General features: G+C 73.9%; 15 protein-coding genes and 1 pseudogene. 12 read left to right on the top strand and 4 right to left on the bottom strand.

Annotation, left to right across the window (positions count from 1 at the left end; genetic code table 11):
- Nucleotides 1-37: 37 nt before the first annotated feature.
- Together ACZ7G3_RS31855 and ACZ7G3_RS31850 are read left to right on the top strand one after the other, a co-directional pair.
- Complete coding sequence (locus ACZ7G3_RS31855; protein WP_470929812.1) at nucleotides 38-844, top strand: phosphatase PAP2 family protein; 807 nt, start codon at nucleotides 38-40, stop codon at nucleotides 842-844.
- Nucleotides 841-1,875, top strand: coding sequence for a DMT family protein (locus ACZ7G3_RS31850; RefSeq protein ID WP_470929810.1), 1,035 nt, complete (start codon nucleotides 841-843; stop codon nucleotides 1,873-1,875). Before ACZ7G3_RS31855 ends, ACZ7G3_RS31850 begins: the two co-directional genes overlap by 4 nt.
- Nucleotides 1,876-2,332: 457 nt before the next feature.
- Here ACZ7G3_RS31850 and ACZ7G3_RS31845 read toward each other — a convergent pair whose 3' ends face one another.
- Nucleotides 2,333-7,381, bottom strand: a complete 5,049-nt coding sequence (locus ACZ7G3_RS31845) for a DNA-binding protein (RefSeq protein WP_470929808.1) — start codon at nucleotides 7,379-7,381, stop codon at nucleotides 2,333-2,335.
- 38 nt (nucleotides 7,382-7,419) lie between these two features.
- A complete protein-coding gene (locus ACZ7G3_RS31840) occupies nucleotides 7,420-8,304 on the bottom strand; it encodes a DUF4132 domain-containing protein (protein ID WP_470929806.1) in 885 nt (294 codons plus the stop codon).
- Nucleotides 8,305-8,511: 207 nt separating this feature from the next.
- Between ACZ7G3_RS31840 and ACZ7G3_RS31835 the strand changes: the two genes are divergently transcribed.
- The 3 genes from ACZ7G3_RS31835 to ACZ7G3_RS31825 are packed head-to-tail and all read left to right on the top strand — an operon-like array spanning nucleotide 8,512 to nucleotide 10,732.
- On the top strand, nucleotides 8,512-9,585 hold the full coding sequence (locus ACZ7G3_RS31835) for an aromatic ring-hydroxylating dioxygenase subunit alpha (RefSeq protein ID WP_470929805.1): 1,074 nt from the start codon (nucleotides 8,512-8,514) through the stop codon (nucleotides 9,583-9,585).
- A complete protein-coding gene (locus ACZ7G3_RS31830; RefSeq protein ID WP_470929804.1) occupies nucleotides 9,582-9,797 on the top strand; it encodes a hypothetical protein in 216 nt (71 codons plus the stop codon). Before ACZ7G3_RS31835 ends, ACZ7G3_RS31830 begins: the two co-directional genes overlap by 4 nt.
- On the top strand, nucleotides 9,794-10,732 hold the full coding sequence (locus tag ACZ7G3_RS31825) for a PDR/VanB family oxidoreductase (protein WP_470929802.1): 939 nt from the start codon (nucleotides 9,794-9,796) through the stop codon (nucleotides 10,730-10,732). Before ACZ7G3_RS31830 ends, ACZ7G3_RS31825 begins: the two co-directional genes overlap by 4 nt.
- Here ACZ7G3_RS31825 and ACZ7G3_RS31820 read toward each other — a convergent pair.
- Nucleotides 10,683-11,107: pseudogene (locus ACZ7G3_RS31820) on the bottom strand (helix-turn-helix domain-containing protein). The gene ACZ7G3_RS31825 and the pseudogene ACZ7G3_RS31820 sit on opposite strands and share 50 nt — an antisense overlap.
- A 283-nt stretch (nucleotides 11,108-11,390) precedes the next feature.
- Between ACZ7G3_RS31820 and ACZ7G3_RS31815 the strand changes: the two are divergent.
- The 4 genes from ACZ7G3_RS31815 to ACZ7G3_RS31800 are packed head-to-tail and all read left to right on the top strand — an operon-like array spanning nucleotide 11,391 to nucleotide 14,729.
- A complete protein-coding gene (locus ACZ7G3_RS31815) occupies nucleotides 11,391-12,359 on the top strand; it encodes an ABC transporter substrate-binding protein (RefSeq protein ID WP_470929800.1) in 969 nt (322 codons plus the stop codon).
- The gene (locus ACZ7G3_RS31810; RefSeq protein ID WP_470929798.1) at nucleotides 12,356-13,129 is read left to right on the top strand and encodes an ABC transporter permease; all 774 of its coding nucleotides are present in this window, start codon (nucleotides 12,356-12,358) and stop codon (nucleotides 13,127-13,129) included. Before ACZ7G3_RS31815 ends, ACZ7G3_RS31810 begins: the two co-directional genes overlap by 4 nt.
- Nucleotides 13,126-13,905, top strand: coding sequence for an ABC transporter permease (locus tag ACZ7G3_RS31805; protein WP_470929796.1), 780 nt, complete (start codon nucleotides 13,126-13,128; stop codon nucleotides 13,903-13,905). The genes ACZ7G3_RS31810 and ACZ7G3_RS31805 overlap by 4 nt, the downstream gene beginning before the upstream one ends.
- 20 nt (nucleotides 13,906-13,925) lie before the next feature.
- Complete coding sequence (locus ACZ7G3_RS31800) at nucleotides 13,926-14,729, top strand: ABC transporter ATP-binding protein (RefSeq protein WP_470929795.1); 804 nt, start codon at nucleotides 13,926-13,928, stop codon at nucleotides 14,727-14,729.
- Nucleotides 14,730-14,808: 79 nt separating this feature from the next.
- Here the strand turns inward: ACZ7G3_RS31800 and ACZ7G3_RS31795 are convergent, their stop codons facing one another.
- Entirely contained in the window at nucleotides 14,809-15,462 is a 654-nt protein-coding gene (locus tag ACZ7G3_RS31795; protein ID WP_470929793.1) for an MmyB family transcriptional regulator, read from the bottom strand.
- Nucleotides 15,463-15,693: 231 nt separating this feature from the next.
- Between ACZ7G3_RS31795 and ACZ7G3_RS31790 the strand changes: the two genes are divergently transcribed.
- From ACZ7G3_RS31790 to ACZ7G3_RS31780, 3 genes are all read left to right on the top strand, one after another.
- Nucleotides 15,694-16,350 (top strand): helix-turn-helix domain-containing protein, encoded by a 657-nt coding sequence (locus ACZ7G3_RS31790; protein WP_426517810.1) that lies wholly within the window; start codon nucleotides 15,694-15,696, stop codon nucleotides 16,348-16,350.
- 32 nt (nucleotides 16,351-16,382) lie between these two features.
- Nucleotides 16,383-16,922, top strand: coding sequence for a toxin-antitoxin system, toxin component (locus ACZ7G3_RS31785; RefSeq protein ID WP_426517812.1), 540 nt, complete (start codon nucleotides 16,383-16,385; stop codon nucleotides 16,920-16,922).
- 136 nt (nucleotides 16,923-17,058) lie between these two features.
- Entirely contained in the window at nucleotides 17,059-17,295 is a 237-nt protein-coding gene (locus ACZ7G3_RS31780) for a hypothetical protein (RefSeq protein WP_426597345.1), read from the top strand.
- Nucleotides 17,296-17,682 lie beyond the last annotated feature (387 nt).

Below are 17,682 nucleotides of genomic sequence, written 5' to 3'. Positions count from 1 at the left end.
GAGCCACACGCACCACCGTCAGCGAAGGGGCCGGGGGATGAACGCCCGCAGCGATCCTGCAGAAGCGGCACCGGACGCACACCCGCGCCCGCCGATCGTCCGTGAGGTCCTGCTCGTGGCCGGGCTCTTCCTCGTGTACAAGTCCGGCCGGCAGCTGGCGACCGGCCACACCGCCGAGGCCTTCCGCAACGCCCGCCACGTGTGGGACTGGGAACGCGCGCTACGGCTGCCCGATGAGGGCACGGTGCAGTCCCTGCTCCTGCACGGCGACACCCTGATACACGCGGCGAACACCTACTACGCCACGGTCCACTTCCCGGCCACCGCGGCCTTCCTGGTCTGGCTCTACCTGCGGCGGCCCGCCCATTACGTCTGGGCCCGCCGGGCACTGGCCGCGCTGACCGCCGCCGCGCTCGTGCTGCACCTCCTCTTCCCGCTCGCCCCGCCGCGGATGCTGGGCACCACCGGTCTGATCGACACGGCCCGGGTGTTCGGCCCCTCGGTGTACGGCCCGCCGGGCACCGACCAGTTGTCGAACCAGTTCGCGGCGATGCCCTCGCTGCACTTCGGCTGGGCCCTGATGCTGGCGGTCGGTCTGATCGTCGCGACGCGGTCGCGCCTGCGGTGGCTGTGGCTGCTGCATCCGCTGGTGACGGTGCTGGTGATCGTGGGCACCGCGAACCACTACTGGCTCGACGTGCTCGTGGCCGCGGCCCTGCTCGGTCTCGCGCTCGCGGTGATCCGCGTGCCGCGGCGGCCCCGGTGCGCCGTGTCGCACCGCCGGCCGGAGTTCCGGCCCGGGACTGCGGCGGAACGGCACGAGCTGGTGGGGGCGGGCCGATGAGCGCCGCTCTGCTCGCCGTCCTGCTGTCCCTGGTCTCCGCCTGCGCCTACGCCGCCGCGGCCGTCGCCCAGGAGCGCCTGGCCTCCCGCAGCACCGGCACGGGCGCCCTGCGGATGCTGGCCACCGGCGCCTGGTGGTGGTCGGTCGCGCTCAACGCCGCGGCCGCGCTCCTGCATGTCGTGGCCCTCAAGTACGGCCCCCTGACCGTGGTGCAGCCACTCGGTGCGCTCACCCTGGTCGCGGCGGTGCCCCTGGGGGCGCGGCTGGCGGGCCGGCGGGTGAGCGCGGTCGAGTGGAGAGGCACCGGGCTGACGCTGCTCGGGCTGGGCGCGCTGCTGCTCACCGCGTCCGGTCCCGCGCCCGACGACGTGCTGAGCGTGTCCGAGGCGCTGGTGGTCTCCGGCGCGACGGCGGCGCTGATCGGCATGCTGTCGCGGCCCGGCGCCCGGCCGGGGCTGCGGCACGCGACGGCGTCCGGCATCGCCTCCGGAGTCGCCTCGGCGCTCACCCAGACCGTGACGGTCGCCGCCACGGACCGCTCGGGCCCGCTGCTCAGCGTGCAGGTGATCGGGGTGGCGGTGCTGGTGGCGGCCTTCGCGGCGGGCGGGCTGCTGCTGTCGCAGACGGCGTACCGGGGTGGTCTCGGCGCCCCGCTGGCGGTGGTGACGCTGGCCAACCCGCTGGCCGCCGCGGTGATCGGGTTGTCCCTGCTCGGTGAGCGGCTGCGGGGCGGCGCGGGCGGGGTACTGCTCGCGCTGACCGGTGCGGCGCTGGCCGCCTGGGGCGTGGTCCAGCTGAGCCGGGCGGCGCCCGGGCGGCCCGCCGACGCCGGGCCGATGGCCGCCGTACCGGTACTGGAGCCGGATGCGGCGGGACGGGAACCGGCCGGCCGACGGACGGCGACGGGACAGGCGGCGGCGCATCAGGAACCTGCGGGAACGGCAGCGGTGGGACAGGCGGCGGGGCCGAGGCAGGCGGGACCGGTGCTGGTGCCCCGGCAGCCGGAGCCGGGGCACCTGACGCGGCTGTAGGGCCGCCCGGCGGACATGCCACGGACGCGGGGCCGGACGCGCGGCCCGGCATGCCCGCCCCGGTCCGACGGGCGCCGCTCCCGTTCCGGTGGCGGGGGGTGGGGTGGCGCGGAAGTGGAAGTCGCCGGTACACGGAGGGTGACCCACGGGCGGAGACAGGACATGTCGCCCGGACGGGACGGCATCCTTACGCTGACCGGAGCGGTAGCGCGCGGTGCCCGCAGGCTGCGGGGCCGTGGCAGAGCGGTCCATTGCGATCGACGTGGGCGAGGCCCGCGCACGCCGACTGACGGGACCGGGCGGGCCCCGCCCCTCTCCTGTCCGCGGTTCGAATCCCGCCGGCCCCGCCGCCGAGCTCATCCGCGCCACCTCCCGTCGCGCAGGGCCGCCTCGGCGCCCCCGGCGAGGTAGACGGCGGTGGCGAGCCACTGGGCCGCGTCCCCTCCGGTGGCGGAACTCAGCGGCGGCGCTTGCGCGGTCGCGGCACCTCCAGTTCCTCCAGTCGCGGCCCGTCCCCGTCCTGGACCCGCTGCCAGGCCTCGCGGTACAGACCGGCGACGGGCCGGGTGGGCACGACGACACCCAGTACGGGGCTCTCGCCGTCGCGCAGGTCGTACATCGGCAGCTTCCACCGCTCCAGCGGCAGGTGCGGATTGCCGAGCCGGGTCCAGCCGCCGGGCAGGAACAGCGAACGTCCGGCCTTGGAGCGGTTGCCCTCGAGTACGAGGTCGGTGGCCGCGAGTTCGGCGCGGGCGGCGCGGAGCCGGGCCGTTCCCCCTCGCTGCCCGCCCCAGCCGGTCCAGCGCGCGGTGTTGCGGTCGGAGGGGTCCGGCATGGCGAGCAGCATCAGGTAGAGGACGGCGGCGTCCTCGCCGACGCCGTACCGCTCGGCGACCTCGGCGACCAGGTCGGGCACGGACCGGGCGGGGTCCTGCGGCCACCACAGCCCGTCCGCGTCGCGCTCGCCCGCCACCGGGTTGCCGGGGTCGGCGAGCAGTTCGGCGAAGCGCCGGTCGTGGACCATGCTCAGCGCGGTCTCCTGGGCGTTCGGTCGTTCACCCGTGAACAACGCCGTCAGGTGGGGGTCGTTGCCGGCCGCGTCCAGCAGCGCGGGCCGGATGGCGGGGACGGGTCCGGGCCCCCCGGTGCCCAGCACGACGGCGCCGTAGCGCACGAAGTCCTCGCCGGTCTCCGTGGGATCTCCGGCGGCCCGCCGGAACGGCTCCCACTCGGTCCGCCGGTCGAGAGCGATCAGCAGGCCCGGATGGGCCAGCCGGTCGCGCAGCGCGCTCAGTACGCCGGGCAGGGTGGCGCGGACCGGGTCGCCGGACGGGAGCCGGTGGGCGAGCCACGCGGCGAGGGCCACCGAACCCTTGAGGACGTTGTTGTCGAAGCCGGGTGTCTTCTCGGCGGATTGGACGGAGTAAGGGCCGAGCTGCCAGGTCAGGTCCCGTGTCAGGCGGGGCTCGGTGGCCATGTCGACGAAGCCGTGCAGGGCTGCGGGCGGTGCCCATCCCGGGGACACCACGGTGCGGGCCGCGTCGTGCAGCACCTCCTCGCGGACGGGTGTGCGCCGGCCCAGCCGCTCGTTCCAGACCTCGGCGGCGCGGGCGGCGTCGGGGCCGTCCGTCCACAGCCGCGTCGGCTCGGCGGGCAGGAGCGCCGCCACGACGGCCTGCCGGGCGCCCGCGTCGAGGGAACGCAGTTCGTCCTTGGCCACGCGCGCGTCGGCCGCCTTCACTCCGATCGCCTTGAGCGTCGCGGAGGGCACCGCCTCGCGCTTGTCGTCGACCATGGGCATACCCGCGACCACCAGCCGGGCCATGGTCGGGGTGACACCGGTGAGTCGCGCGAACTCCTCGGCAGCCGCCGGGAACCAGGGTGCCGGGCCGCGCTCGGCGAGCTCGGCGCGGAACGCCGCCGCCCAGCCGGGAGCTCGCGTCCGCTCCGGCACGAACGGCCCCGCGGCGACCAGGGTGTAGGGCGCGGGTACCTCGAACCGGCCGGACGGATCATGGAAGACCGCTCCGTAGCGATGGCCCGTGGGGTCGTCCTCCAAGTCCCATTCGCCGAGGAAGTCGAACGCGCGGTGGGGAAAGAGCAGGAACGCACCGCCGTCGAGGGGGAGCACGGTCTCGTTCGTGCCGCCCCGCACGGCGTGGGGCCCCTCGAACAGGCTCCTGTCCAGCCGCAGCCGGACGCGGCGCCAGTGGCCCGGGTCCAGGTCCGTGAGTTCCTGCGCGTCGAACTCCGCGAGGTACGCGTCCAGTGCCTGCCGGTGCTCCTCCAGGACGGGCACCGAACCGGCTCGCAGGGCGAGTATCGCGGGCAGCTCGGGCAGGGCCAAGGCGTCGATCTTCTCCAGCGACTTCTGCCCGGTCAGCTCTTGGTGGATCCGGCCCGCGGGCGCCGGCTCGGCCGCGCTCCGCATGGACCGGCCCAGCAGGCGCGGCAGGTCGTAGAGGTGGTGTTCGCTGGCCCAGTAATGGGGGCGCCAGCCCCGGCCGGTCAGGCCGACGCCGTTCACCGCCGCCTCGAGCAGCTCGTCTCCCACCTCGGGCCGCGGTTCCTGCGGGACGACTCCGGCGATCGCGGAGTCGAGCCGGGCCAGCGCCGCGTCCAGGGTGCGCTGCTGCTCGGCGGCGAACCGCACCACCCCGGTGATGCCCGCGCGCAGCGCCTCGTGGCCGACCTCCGGCAGGAGCGTGCGGACCAGGTCGGACACCGCGTCCCGGCCGTCCGTCCCGGCCCGTTCCTTCCCCGGCTCGTCGTCGTTCTCGGCGTCCAGCGCGGCCACGGCCCCTGCCAGGAGTGCCGCCGCGGTGTCCTCGCCGACCTGACGCAGCGCGGCGGACCCCTGCGGGTCGCGCGGCTGGAGGAGGTGCCAGTAGCGCAGGTGCGGAAGCAGGGCCGTACCCGCGTGGAAGGGGCCCGCCTTGTAGCCGCTCCCGCTCTCGGCGACCAGCACGCCGTCGGTGTCGAGCAGTTGGACCGTGCGGGACCTGGAGATCACGGTCAACGGCCGGTCGGCGCCGGGAAAGACCAGCGCGTGCTCGGGGTCCGCGCCCACCGCGGGCGGCACGACGACCGCGCGTCCGGCCAGGTCCTCGCCCCGCCGCGAGCCGTCGGGGAGGGTCACCACACGCCAGCCGAGCACGCCGTCCACCGGGGCGCACACCGGGCCCGGTACGGCGGACGGGGCGGGCAGCAGCCAGGCGTTCCCGAGGGTGCTTCCCTCCGGGGCGGTGTTCAGCGCCCCCTCGATCCACTCCGGTGCGCCGGGTTCGCCCAGGGTGTCGCCGACCGGGTCGTACGCGCGCCAGGTGTACCGCTCCTTCTCCCCGTCCTCCTTGGCCCACACCCAGTACGCCGTGCCGTCGCTGATCACCCGCCGCGTTTCCGGTACGAAGGCGTCCCCTCGGCGCAGCACCCCGAGACCGGTGGTCCGGCCGCCTCCGGGAAGGGGAAGGGACGCGGGGGCCATACCGCCGTTGACTCCTCCGCTCCCGTCCACCTCGCACGGCCACCAGGCGTGGACGTCACCCTCGACCGCCATGCGCGGCGAGTCGGTGCTGTCGTGCCAGTACCCCTGCCAGGTGAGGGTGGAGCCGACCGTGGAGGACAGTCGCCACCAGACGAGCAGCCCGCCGTCCACGTACTGGCAGGTGAACGACCCGAACAGGTCCGAAGGGGCCGGGAGGCTCGGCTCGCATGCGAGAACCGTGCCCTCCGCCCCGATCACCCGTACCTCGTCGCCCGACATGACGATGAGGTACGGCCAGCCGTCGATGACCCTGATCCCCCGGTTCTTCTCCCGCGAGGCGGGGGATCGCAGGGCTTCCTCCCAGGCGGGCCAGCCCAGCTCGTCGAGGACGCCGGTGCGCAGGGTGCGGGCCAGCGCGGGTGCGACGCCGGTGGCCAGGGCTTCCCGCACCTCGTCGGCGGCGACGGCCAGCGCCTCTCCCGGCAGCCAGGACAGCGTGCGCAGCGGGCCGGAGTAGCCGAGGAACTCGGCCAGTTCGCCGGTGAGGTACTTGCGGGCGGCCTCTGCCACCCATGGGGCGAGCATCGGACGCCCGCCGGGGGACGCGGCCAGGTTGACGACGGTCTCCTCGCTGTTGCCCCAGTGCCCGTCGGGACAGCCGCGCCGGAACGCCGGACGGAAACGGGCGTCGGCTGCCAGCGCCAGGAGGTCCCGACGGTGCTCGCGGGCCGCCCACGTACTCAGCGCGAGCCGCTGGCCGTCGCCGGGTTCCGCCACCGGTATGTCCAGGGACAGCAGCTGGTCGAGCAGGTCCACATCGCCGACCGGCGGCTCGAAGGTGTCTCCCTGAGCCCGGAGTTCGGCGCGCAGCGCGTCGGCCATGCGGTCGACGAGCGGGTACAGCTCCGGCGGTGCGGCGCGATGGCCGTCGGCACCGCACAGCGCGACGACCCTGCGCGTCCATCCGACCGTGCCGTCGGGGGACCGGGCCTCGGCGGGCAGCCTGGTGTCGCACAGCCCGGCGGTGGCTCCGGCGTCCTCCAGCAGGGCCAGCCACTGGGGCAGCTCGTCCCGCTCCCACTCCGTCGGCAGCAACCCGAGCAGGGTGCCGCGGACGGCGGGCTCCCGCCGGGCCAGTTCCAGCAGGGCGGCCCGGTGGGCCTTCCACCAACCGGGCGGTGCCTTGACCGTGCCGGGCAGCGGCAGCATCTCGCGGAGGTAGGCCATCTCCTCGGCGAGCGCGTTCCTGCCCGCGACCGCCTTCGCCAGTCGGCGCAGGTCGGCCGCGCCCGGACTGGACGGCGGCACGCCGTGCGCGGCGAGCCGGACGAAGAGCCCGCGCAGGTGCCGGAAGGCCGTCTCGGCCGGTACCCGGGACGACAGCCCCTTGGCGTAGCTGGAGAGGATCTTCGTCGGCACGGCACGGGCCAGGGCGAACTCGAGGAACACCGCGTCCATGCGCGCCTCGTCGAACGGCAGCGCGTGTGCCGTCTCGGCCTTGCGGGCGTTGACGAACATCTGGGTCGCGTAGGCCGTCTGGTCGGCCCCCAGGAACACCCGGCCGGCCTGCTCGTAGAAGGTCGGCAGGAAGTGCGGTACGGAGCCCGCGAGCCGTTCGCCGATCGACTCGTAGGTGGCGCGGGCCTTCTTCGCCCGGGATCTCACCAGCCGCGCGACCTTGTTCATCTCCTCGACCAGGGACATCGCCAGGTGTCCGTCCGAGGGGTGGCGGGCCAGCACCCATTCGGGGAAGCCCATGGCCCGGTGCTGCCCGACACCGACCTCCACCGGCTCGCCCTCCGGCTCGAGTCCGAGGAAGCCGGTGTCCGGGTCCCCGGTCCCGTCCTCGGCGATCAGGCGCACCACGGTCCGGCCGTCCAGACCCGGATGCCGGTAGGCCCGGGCGAACACGGGCACGGCCCGGTCGCCTCCTCCGGTGGTGCCCGGCGGCAGTACCGCACCGGCGCGCAGCAGCTCCTCCACCTCTGCCGTCGCCCCGTCCCGTGTCGTACCGTCGCTCATGCTCGCGTGCCTTTCGTGGGTGTGCGTACCGCTGCCGTTCACTCGGCGCCGTCCGTGGTCACGGTGCGGCCGGCGTGCAGCGCCGCGGCCATGCGCATGCCCTCGGACCAGGCCACGGGGCCGACCTCGGTCAGCGGCAGGCACCGGTGCCCGTCCTCGTCGCTCCAGGTCAGGCTGCCGGTCCAGGCCTTCTCCTCGGTGTAGGGATCGCTCATGCCGACCGTGGCGGTGAAGACGCGCCCGGCGTCCCGGATCCTGTCGACGACGCTGCTGCCGGAGATCTTGTAGCCGAGGGACGTGGCACGGGAGGAGAGGTGGAACCACGAGCGGTACTCGGCGTTGGCGAATTCGGTGACCCCGCGGGCCCCGCCGTCGGTCCCGTCGGCGGGTTTGCTCCAGGTGGCCCGGTGAATCTGTTCGACACCCTGGACCACCCCCAACTTCGCCGCGAACAGGCGGAGTTCCTCGAGATCGGGGAGGAGGACCGGGTGGGGCATGGTCACCGTCCGGGCCGCCAGGCGGATGGTCTCGCCGTCCAGGTTCACCACCCGCAGTTCACCCGAGTCGTCCGCGTCGCGCAGGAAGCCGGCCTCTTGTGGGGTGGCACCGACGATGACGATGTCGCGGAGCGCCGCCTGCCATGCCTCGTCGGGCCAGACCCGGGCCAGCAGGCCGGTCGGCACCGGCAGCGAGGACACCATCCAGTTGGTGACCTGCGCCGCGCACTCGGCCGCGTGCCGGTCCAGCCACTCGGCGAAGCGCTGGAGTTCGACGACTTCGGGGCGGTCCCGGATCTCCGCCGGCAGGGTTCCCTCCTGCTTGCCCTCCCGCCCGGCCGGGGCCCCTCCCGGCGCGGTCCGGGCCACCACCCGTCCATCCACCAGCGCGACTTCGTAGGTGCCGCCCGCTGCCAGCCAACCCATAGGTTCTTCGCCTCTCCCACCGCTCGGAACACGGCACAGCGCCCGAGGCGGCCCCAATCGGCGTGCCCCGCTGTAACGTTGGCGAAAGACTAGGGGCACCCACCGACAGTCCCCGTGGAACCCCTTCCGTGAGGCGGAAGGAGCGTTGCCCGCCCGCGACGTCCTCGCCGACGATGCCACCACCCACGACGGACGGGAGCCGCAACGATGCCGCACATGACCGCCTTCGCCAGGAACCAGTGGTACGTCGCCGCCTACAGCCAAGAGGTCGGCCGCGAACTGCTGGGACGCACGGTCCTCGGTGAGCCGCTCGTCCTCTACCGCACCGAGGAGGACGGGACTCCGGTCGTTCTGCACGACCGCTGCGTGCACCGCCGCTACCCGCTGTCCGAGGCGCCGACGCGGCTCGACGGCGACCGGATCGTGTGCGGGTACCACGGGTTCACGTACGACACGACCGGCACCTGCGTGTACGTGCCGGGCCAGAAACGCGTCCCGCGCACCGCCCGCGTCGCCTCCTATCCGGTGGCGGAGCGGGACTCCCTGGTGTGGGTGTGGATCGGCGACCCGGCACTGGCCGACGCCGGGGCCGTGCCGCGGGCCCGGCACCTGGACTCCCCCGGCTGGGTCACGGTCCGGGGCATGGAGCCGATCGACGCCGACTACGGGCTGCTGGTCGACAACCTCCTCGACCTCTCCCACGAGACGTATCTGCACGGTGGTTACATCGGCACGCCCGAGGTCGCCGAGACGCCGATCACCACGGAGGTCGACGAGGGCGCCGGCATCGTCCGGGTGAGCCGGCACATGGACGACGCCGAGTGCCCGCCGTTCTACGCCAGGTCGACCGGCATCAGCGGACGCATCGACCGGTGGCAGGACATCGAGTACCACGCGCCCTGTCTGTACCTGCTGCACAGCCGGGTCGCCCCCACCGGTGCGGTGCCCGAGGCGGACGGCAGCGATCCGAACGGCTTCCACACCGAGATCACGTACGCCATCACACCGTCCGGCGAGGGCAGGGTGTACGACTTCTGGGCGGTCTCGCGGGACTGGGCGACGGACGACGCCGAGGTCACCGAGTTCCTGCGGGAGAACAACCGCACGGTCGTCATGCAGGACGTCGACGCGCTCAACCTGCTCCAGCGCACGCTCGGCTCCGAGCGCACCGGCTACCAGGAGCTGAGCATCAACATCGACACCGGCGGCCTGGCCGCCCGCCGCATCCTCGCCCGGCTGGCCGAGGAGGGCGACAAGCCCGTGGAACGGGCGGCCCGGTGAGCGGGCGCACCGGCGAGGTCTACCGCGTCGACTGGCTGCCGGGCACCGACGTCCTGCACGGCACCTGCCACTGCGGTGCCGAGCACACCGCCGAGGACCCCGTCGCCATGTGGGACTGGATGCTCGCCCACCCACAAGGACACCCGCAAGGACCCCCGCAGGGCCTCCCGCAGGGCCTCCCGCAGCGAAAGCACCGGGGAGACGGCTCATGAACCCGTACGAAGCCGAACTCGTCGTCGACCGCCGGGAGACCGCGGCCGACGGCGTGCTCGCCCTCACCCTGCGCCATCCGCTGGGCGAACCGCTGCCCGCCTGGGAGCCCGGCGCCCACATCGACGTCGTCCTCGGCCCGGGCCTGGAACGGCAGTACTCGCTGTGCGGCGACCCGGCCGACCGGCAGGTGTGGCGGATCGCCGTCCTCCGCGAGGCCGAGGGTCGGGGAGGGTCCGCCTACGTGCACGCCGAGTTGCGGTCCGGCGGCAAGGTCCGGGTACGGGGGCCCCGCAACCACTTCCCGCTGGAGCCGGCCGCCCGGTACCGCTTCGTCGCGGGCGGCATCGGCGTCACCCCGATCCTGCCGATGCTGGCAGCCGCCGAGGCGGCGGGCGCCGAGTGGACCCTGCTGTACGGCGGACGGACCCGGAACTCCATGGCGTTCACCGGGGAGCTGGAGCGGTACGGCGACCGGGTCACGATCGCCCCCGAGGACGAGTCGGGACTGCTGGACCTCGCCTCCGTGCTCGACGACGTCCCCGAGGGCACCCTCGTCTACTGCTGCGGACCCGCGCCGCTGCTGGACGCGGTCGAGGCGCGCTGCCCGGCGGGGGTGCTGCGCCTGGAGCGGTTCCGCCCGAAGGAGGCGGCGGCGAGCGGCCCGGAGGCCGAGTTCGAGGTCGTGCTCGCGCGCAGCGGGCGCACGGTCGCCGTACCACCCGGCGTCTCGGTCCTGGACGCCGTCCGCACGGCCGGCGTCGAGGTGCTCTACTCGTGCACGGAAGGCACCTGCGGCACCTGCGAGACCGACGTCGTCGAGGGCGAACCGGACCACCGGGACTCGGTGCTCACCGACGAGGAGCGGGCCGCGGGGGAGACCATGCTCATCTGCGTGTCCCGCTGCCGTGGCCGGCGGCTCGTCCTGGACCTGTGATCCCGGGGCCGGTGATCCTGAGGTCCGCGTCGATCCGGGCGGCGGTGGCGAGGAGGTGCGGCAGCAGGTCCCGGCGCACGGACTCCAGGGAGTTGCGGCCGGCGTGCACCGCGATGTTCACGCCGGCCACCACCTCGCCGTCGCGGCCCCGCACCGCGCGGCGACGGACCTGAGGCCGAGCTCCACGACGCGCGGGGTGAGGCGGAAGAGCCGGCCGTCGGTGTGGACGTAGCCGAGGCCGGCCAGGGTGAGCAGGAAGCGGCGGGCCGCGGCGCGGGGCGGCCCGCAGGCGCGGGCGACCTCGCTCAGGGTCAGCGCCGGGTGCTCGGCGCCGAAGACCCGGATGACGGCGGGGCCCCGTTCGAAGGACCTCACGAAGTGCGGTGCGCGGGCTGCATAGGGCGTCTGGCCTCCGGCAAGAGCCTCACGGCAGGACGTACGGTACGAACGACCGTACGCGGTGCGCGCACGCTACGAGTGCGCGTCCCGTGCTGTCGACGACTCGCGGTTGAATCCTCAACGGCCCATCTCGGCAGGGGCATTGACCCGGACTCCGCACGGGCCCTACGTTCCCGCTGAACACGTTCTCGCTGAGCACATCCGTACTGTCTGCGCACAGCCTGTCGGAGTACCTGGTCCGGTCCCACAGGGGGAGTTCATGCGTCGTCTGTTCGTCGGCCTCACGGCCGTCTCCGTCCTGGCCGCCGCGACGGCGTGCGGCTCGTCCGGTTCCGGCGGGCCGGACGGCGCCGGTGCGTCCGGTGGCACCACCACCGTCGAGGTGGGACTCATCCCCATCGTCGATGTCGCACCCCTCTACCTGGGTCGGAAGAAGGGGTTCTTCGAGGAGCGCGGGCTGGAACTGTCCTTCTCCAGCGCGCAGGGCGGCGCGGCGATCGTGCCCGGAGTGGTCAGCGGCCAGTTCGAGTTCGGCTTCAGCAACATGACCTCCCTCATGATCGCCCAGTCCAACGACGTGCCCGTCAAGGCGGTGGCCAACGGCATCGCCTCGACCGGCGTGGTGGGCGAGGACTTCGAGGCGCTCACCGTCAGGGGCGACAGCCCGATCAAGTCGGCGAAGGAGCTGGAGGGCAAGAAGGTCGCCATCAACACCCTGAAGAACATCAACGAGACCGCGGTGCGCGCCTCGGTCGGCGCCGCGGGCGGCGACCCCGACAAGGTGGACTTCGTCGAGCTGGCCTTCGACCAGATGCCGGCCGCGCTCGACGGCGGCCGGATCGACGCGGCGATGGTGGTGGAACCGGCGCTGGCCACGGTCAAGAGCCAGGGCGGCCGGGAGATCGCCTCCCCCATGGTCGACGTCGCTCCGAAGCTGACGGTCGCCATGTACTTCACCTCCACCCGGTACGCGCGGGAGAACCCGGAGGTGGTGAAGAGGTTCCAGGAGGCCACCGCCGAGTCCCTCGCGTACGCCGACGCGCACCCCGACGAGGTCCGCGAGACCGTCACCACGTACACCAAGATCCCGGCGGACGTGCTGGCGAAGGTGACCCTGCCGAAGTGGCCGGCCGAGCCGGACCGCTCCTCCCTCACGGCGCTGGCGAAACTCGGTTACGCGGACGGCCTGTTCGAACGGTTCCCCGACCTGGACGCGCTGCTGCCGTGAAGGGGACGAACGCCGCGCTGGGCGCGGCCGGCCTCGCGGCCTTCCTCGCCCTGGGCGAGGCGGTACCCCGCCTCGGCCTGGTCGAGGAGGCGTACTTCCCGCCGACCAGCCGCATCGCCGGCGCGCTCGCCACGGAGGTGGCGGACGGCGCCTTCTGGGCGGCGCTCGGCGACACCCTCACCGGCTGGGTGCTGGGCCTGGCCCTCGCGGTCGGCGCCGGGATCGTCGTGGGGCTACTCCTCGCGGTGGTGCCGTATCTGCGCGAGGCGACGGCGTCCACGATCGAGTTCCTGCGCCCGATCCCGTCGGTCGCGCTGATCCCCCTGGCGGTGCTGCTGTACGGCACCGAGCTGGGGTCGGTGCTGCTCCTGGTCGTCTACGCCGCCTTCTGGCAGGTACTGATCCAGGTGCTGTACGGCGTCCAGGACGTCGACCCGGTCGCCGAGGAGACGGCGCGGTCGTACGGTCTGGGCACCTGGGCGCGCATCCGGCACGTGCTGTGGCCGACCGCGCTGCCGTACGTCATGACGGGCGTGCGACTGGCGGCGGCCGTCGCGCTGATCCTGGCCATCACCGCCGAACTCGTCATCGGGGCACCGGGGCTGGGCGCGCGGATCGCCGTCGCGCAGACCTCGCAGGCCGTGCCCGAGATGTACGCGCTGATCGTCGTCTCGGGTCTGCTCGGGCTGCTGATCAACGTCGGGGCCCGGTCGGTGGAACGGCGGGCGCTGGCCTGGCACCAGTCGGTGCGCGGGGAGGTGGCGGTGTGAGGCGGGCGCTGCTGCGACTGGTGTTCGTGCTCGCGCTGCCCGTCGCGCTGGTGGCCGCCTGGTGGGCGGCGTCGGCCGGCAGCGAGAACGTGTACTGGCCGCCGCTCGGCACGATCCTGGAGACCTTCCCGCAGGTGTGGACCGGCGAGCGGTGGCGCGCGGACGTGCTGCCCAGCATGCTCAGGCTCGCGGCCGGCTACGCGCTCGCGGCCGTCGCCGGTGTCGCGCTCGGCACGCTCGTCGGCTCCTACCGGCGGGTCCGGGCGGTGTGCGAGCCGGTGCTGGAGTTCCTGCGGGCGGTGCCGCCGCCGGTGCTCGTACCGGTGATCATGCTGTTCGCGGGCATCGGCGACACGATGAAGATCGTCGTCATCGCCGCCGGCTGTGTGTGGCCGGTACTGCTCAACACGGTCGAGGGGGTCCGGGCGGTCGACGCGGTGACGGCTGAGACGGCCCGCTCCTACGGCATCACGGGCGTGGCGTGGCTGCGGCACGTCGTACTGCGCTCGGCGAGCCCGCAGATCTTCGCGGGTCTGCGCCAGGCGCTGTCGGTCGGCATCATCCTGATGGTGATCAGCGAGATGTTCGCCGCCAGCAACGGGCTCGGTTTCACCATCGTGCAGTTCCAGCGCTCCTTCGCCATCCCCGGCATGTGGACCGGCATCCTGCTGCTCGGTCTGCTCGGCTTCGTGCTCTCGGTCCTCTTCCAGCTGGTCGAGCGGCGGGTGCTCGGCTGGTACCACGGCCTGCGCGCCGCCGCCCGGCGGTCCGGGTGACGCTCCTGAAAGGGCGGTCCATGCTCGACGTACGCGGCCTGAAGAAGGTGTACGAGGGGTCGGGGCGGCGCGTGGAGGCGGTGCGCGACCTGACCTTCACCGTGGCGGCCGGGGAACTGGTCTGTCTGGTCGGCCCGTCGGGCTGCGGCAAGACGACGTTGCTGAAGTGCGTGGGGGGACTGCTCGCCCCGACGGCCGGTGAGGTGTTCCTGGCCGGCCGGAGGGTGGACGGGCCGCCGCCCGGGATGGCGTTCGTCTTCCAAGAGTACGGGCGCAGCCTGTTCCCCTGGATGCGGGTCGGTGAGAACGTCGAACTCCCCCTGCGGCAGAAGGGCCTGAGCAGGCCCCGGCGCCGGGAGCTGGTCGCGGACTCCCTCGCCTCCGTCGGCCTCGCGGACGCCGCCGGGGCCTACCCGTGGCAGCTGTCCGGCGGCATGCAGCAGCGGGTGGCCATCGCGCGGGCCCTGGCGTACGAGCCCGAGGTGCTGCTGATGGACGAGCCGTTCGCGGCGGTCGACGCGCAGACCCGTGCCGACCTGGAGGACCTGGTACGGCGGTTGTGGCGGGAGCGCGGGATCACCGTCCTGTTCGTCACCCACGACATCGACGAGGCCGTCTACCTGGGCGAACGAGTGGTGGTGCTGTCCGCCTCCCCCACCGTCGTGCGAGAGCGGCTCGAGGTCGGGCTGCCGGACGAACGGGACCAGGCGCACACGCGGGCGGACCCGCGCTTCGCCGCACTGCGCACCCATGTGTACCAGGAGATCCAGGCGGCGAAACGCGAGGCGGGGGTGACGAAGACGGACTCGCCTCCCCCGCACTGACCAGGCCGCCGGGCAGCCGCGTCGAGCCCCGGGCGGGTGGCGTACCCGCGGACCGGGCCGACGGCCGCTCGGCGGTGGGTCACTCGGGGGCGGGGACCACTCTCAGGTGGGCGGCGGTGCGGCGCGCGGGGCGGTACGGGGTGCGGCGCCGCTCGCGCAGGACCAGCGTCAGACGGGTGTAGCCCAGCTCCTCCAGCGTCCGGGAGGTTTCGATCACGATCCGGCAGTCGGTGTCGCCCCAGCGCGGGTCGGGGTGGTGCAGCGGCCGTACGGCACCGTCGTGTTCGACGGCCTCCGCGCCGACGGCCCGGATCCAGTGCGGCAGGCCCTGGCGGTAGGCGGCCTCCATGATCGGGTCCTGCGCGATGTCACGCCGGACGGCCTGCAGGCCGGGATCGTGGCCGTACCGCTCCAGGGCGGCGGCGAAGTGCGCCAGCATCGGCAGGCACCAGCTCGACTCGTGCTCCCCGAGGACCGCGGACGCGTCCGGGTGGAAGAGGACGAACCTGAGGAAGTTGTCGCCCGGCATGGCCGTCGGATGCGGTCCGGCCCCCCGGAAGAGTGTCCGGAAGGCACCGTTGCAGAGCACCACGTCCCAGCGGCGGTCGACGACGAGGGACGGAAAGGGAACGCCCTCCAGGAGCGCGGTGTAGTCCTGGAGGTACGCCTGGGCCCCGGAGGTCGCGGGGGCGGGCGGCGGCGCCGGCCGCTGCCCTCCTGCCTGAAATGCCATCGGGAGGTCACCCCTCTTGCCTATGCGGCCTTCTCGCGGCGTCCCGATCCTGGTGCCCCGACAGAGGCGTGTCAACTATCGTGGCATTTCGTGCCTGTTGACGGCTGAAACTGGCCACAGTTGTGGCGAGACCTGGATGTGAGTTCGAGCGGCACGCTACTCTCCCGGAAGTTCACGGCAACCGCTTGTGAGAAGCCTGTGAGGCCTGTGAAAGACGTAGAAGAGCTGTCGGTGGCGGGGGGCTTCGAGGGTCCGTGCGCCGTGCCGACCACCGCGCTGCCCGCCGTCGTCGCCCGCGTCACCGCACTCGCGGACCGGCTCGGCGTGCCGCACGCCGAGGTCTTCGACGTCGGCCGCCTGTCCGCGGCCTCCGGCGTGCCCGAGCGCGTGGTGGGGGCCCTGCTGGCCGGCCGGCCGGCGGGTGAACCCGATGTGCAGGCCCGGTTCGTGCAGCGCCTGGACCTGCTGCGCCGCACTCGGGTGAAGCCGAACGGCCGCAAGTACACCCAGCAGGAGATCGCCGACGGCGCCGGCATGTCCCGGCAGCAGGCGGGCGCCCTCATCAACGGCGACCGGCGGCCCACCATGGAGCACTGCGACGCCATCCAGCGCTTCTTCCGGGTGCACGCCGGGTTCCTCACCGCCGAGGACCCCGAGGCGCTCGCGGGCGCCCTGCAGCACACCGAACAGGAACTGCTGCAGCAGCTCGCCGGCCGGGAGCGGGAGGCGGCAGCCGCCGACAGCGACCCGCTGGAGCGGCTGTTGCAGGACCACGGCGTGCGCGGCATCGCCTGGCGGGCCGCTCAACTGCCCACCGACCAGCACCGCGACAAGGTCGCCGAGTGGCTGGACATGCTCCTGGAGAGCGTCAAGCGGCCCGAGTCGTGAGCCTGGGGAGAGACGTGGGCATCGGTAAGGAGATGCGCCGCCTGTGCGGCGAGCTGGTCGAGGAGCTGACGCTTCCCGCCCCGGCGCGGCCGGCCGAACTGTACGCCGCGCTGTGCGAGGCGATGAGCAGACGGCGGGGCCGGCCGGTGCTGTTCCGGATGGCCGCCTTCCCGCCCGGGACGGCCAGCGGCCTGTGGCTCGACATGGCCGACCAGGACCTGGTCGTCGTCGAGGAACGCACCGCGCCCGACCACCAGTTGGTGATCCTGGGGCACGAGCTGTGGCACATGAAGGCCGGGCACCGCGGCCACCACGTCGAGGGCACCGCGGTCGCGGCCCGGCTCCTCGCCGGAGACGGCCCGGACCGGGACGAGGAAGCGCTGCGCGCGACCGTACGCACCGTCGCCGCGCGTTCCCGCTTCGACCTCGCCGACGAGAAGGAGGCAGAGGCCTTCGGACTGCTGCTGGCCAGCAAGTGCCGGACGTGGCTGGCCGGTTCGTCACTGCGCGGACCGGTGCAGCGGGACCACCTGGCCGGGCGGATCGGGGCGTCGCTGGGCTACCTGGGCTGATGGCTCGATCGGCTCGTGCCGGGCGGCGGGCGGGCGCGGCTCGGGGGAATTGTCAGTGGTGGGCGGCAAGCTGGGTGTGTGCCCCCGCCGTGCGGGGACGCGTGACCGCTGACGTCGTTGTGGGGAGAGCCGACCGATGACCATCGCCGTACTGACCGACCACGAGCGCACCGCCGTTCAGGCCTACCTGCGGCTCCTGCACACCGTGCGGGCCGGATTCGACACCGCGCCGGGACCGGCCGACGCCGCTCGTCCGCCCGTCGTGCCGCCCTCCGTCCTGGCCGAGGCGGAACAGGCGCTGGCGGCCGCGGGGCTGGCGGGGAACGAGGAGGCGTTCTTCCGGCTGGTGCGGAGCTGGGGCCCCCGAGCGTGACGCGGCACCGCCCCGCGGTTCACGCGCCGCACGGGGGGGCTGGGCAGAGGGTCCGCGCGCCGGGCGTGAGGCCGGGCAGACGGTCCACGCGCCACACGCAGGGCCGAGCAGACGGTCCGCGCGCCGCGCGTGAGGCCGGGCAGGCACTGCTTCGCCCTGCGCCCGCCGGCGTTCCGCCCCCTCGCCCGGACCGGCGGGCGTGCGTGCGTGCGCCCGCGGCCGGGCCGGTGGACAACGCAGCAGGCAGCGGGGCAGGGGGCGGAAGGACGCCAGGGCGCGCGCACAGGGAGCTCGGGCCCGGGGGGGGGGGGGGGGGGGGGGGGGGGGGGGGGGGGGGGGGGGGGGGGGGGGGGGGGGGGGGGGGGGGGGGGGGGGGGGGGGGGGGGG

It is taken from the genome of Streptomyces sp. NPDC037271 (assembly GCF_055603605.1).
This window is presented reverse-complemented; position numbering and strand designations above follow the sequence as displayed.

Excerpts from the sequence above, each read along its gene's own strand:
- ACZ7G3_RS31855 (WP_470929812.1), top strand. The coding sequence starts at position 38 with ATGAACGCCCGCAGCGATCCTGCAGAAGCGGCACCGGACGCACACCCG.
- ACZ7G3_RS31850 (WP_470929810.1), top strand. The coding sequence starts at position 841 with ATGAGCGCCGCTCTGCTCGCCGTCCTGCTGTCCCTGGTCTCCGCCTGC.
- ACZ7G3_RS31845 (WP_470929808.1), bottom strand. The coding sequence starts at position 7,381 with ATGAGCGACGGTACGACACGGGACGGGGCGACGGCAGAGGTGGAGGAG.
- ACZ7G3_RS31840 (WP_470929806.1), bottom strand. The coding sequence starts at position 8,304 with ATGGGTTGGCTGGCAGCGGGCGGCACCTACGAAGTCGCGCTGGTGGAT.
- ACZ7G3_RS31835 (WP_470929805.1), top strand. The coding sequence starts at position 8,512 with ATGCCGCACATGACCGCCTTCGCCAGGAACCAGTGGTACGTCGCCGCC.
- ACZ7G3_RS31825 (WP_470929802.1), top strand. The coding sequence starts at position 9,794 with ATGAACCCGTACGAAGCCGAACTCGTCGTCGACCGCCGGGAGACCGCG.
- ACZ7G3_RS31815 (WP_470929800.1), top strand. The coding sequence starts at position 11,391 with ATGCGTCGTCTGTTCGTCGGCCTCACGGCCGTCTCCGTCCTGGCCGCC.
- ACZ7G3_RS31800 (WP_470929795.1), top strand. The coding sequence starts at position 13,926 with ATGCTCGACGTACGCGGCCTGAAGAAGGTGTACGAGGGGTCGGGGCGG.
- ACZ7G3_RS31795 (WP_470929793.1), bottom strand. The coding sequence starts at position 15,462 with ATGGCATTTCAGGCAGGAGGGCAGCGGCCGGCGCCGCCGCCCGCCCCC.
- ACZ7G3_RS31785 (WP_426517812.1), top strand. The coding sequence starts at position 16,383 with ATGCGCCGCCTGTGCGGCGAGCTGGTCGAGGAGCTGACGCTTCCCGCC.
- ACZ7G3_RS31780 (WP_426597345.1), top strand. The coding sequence starts at position 17,059 with ATGACCATCGCCGTACTGACCGACCACGAGCGCACCGCCGTTCAGGCC.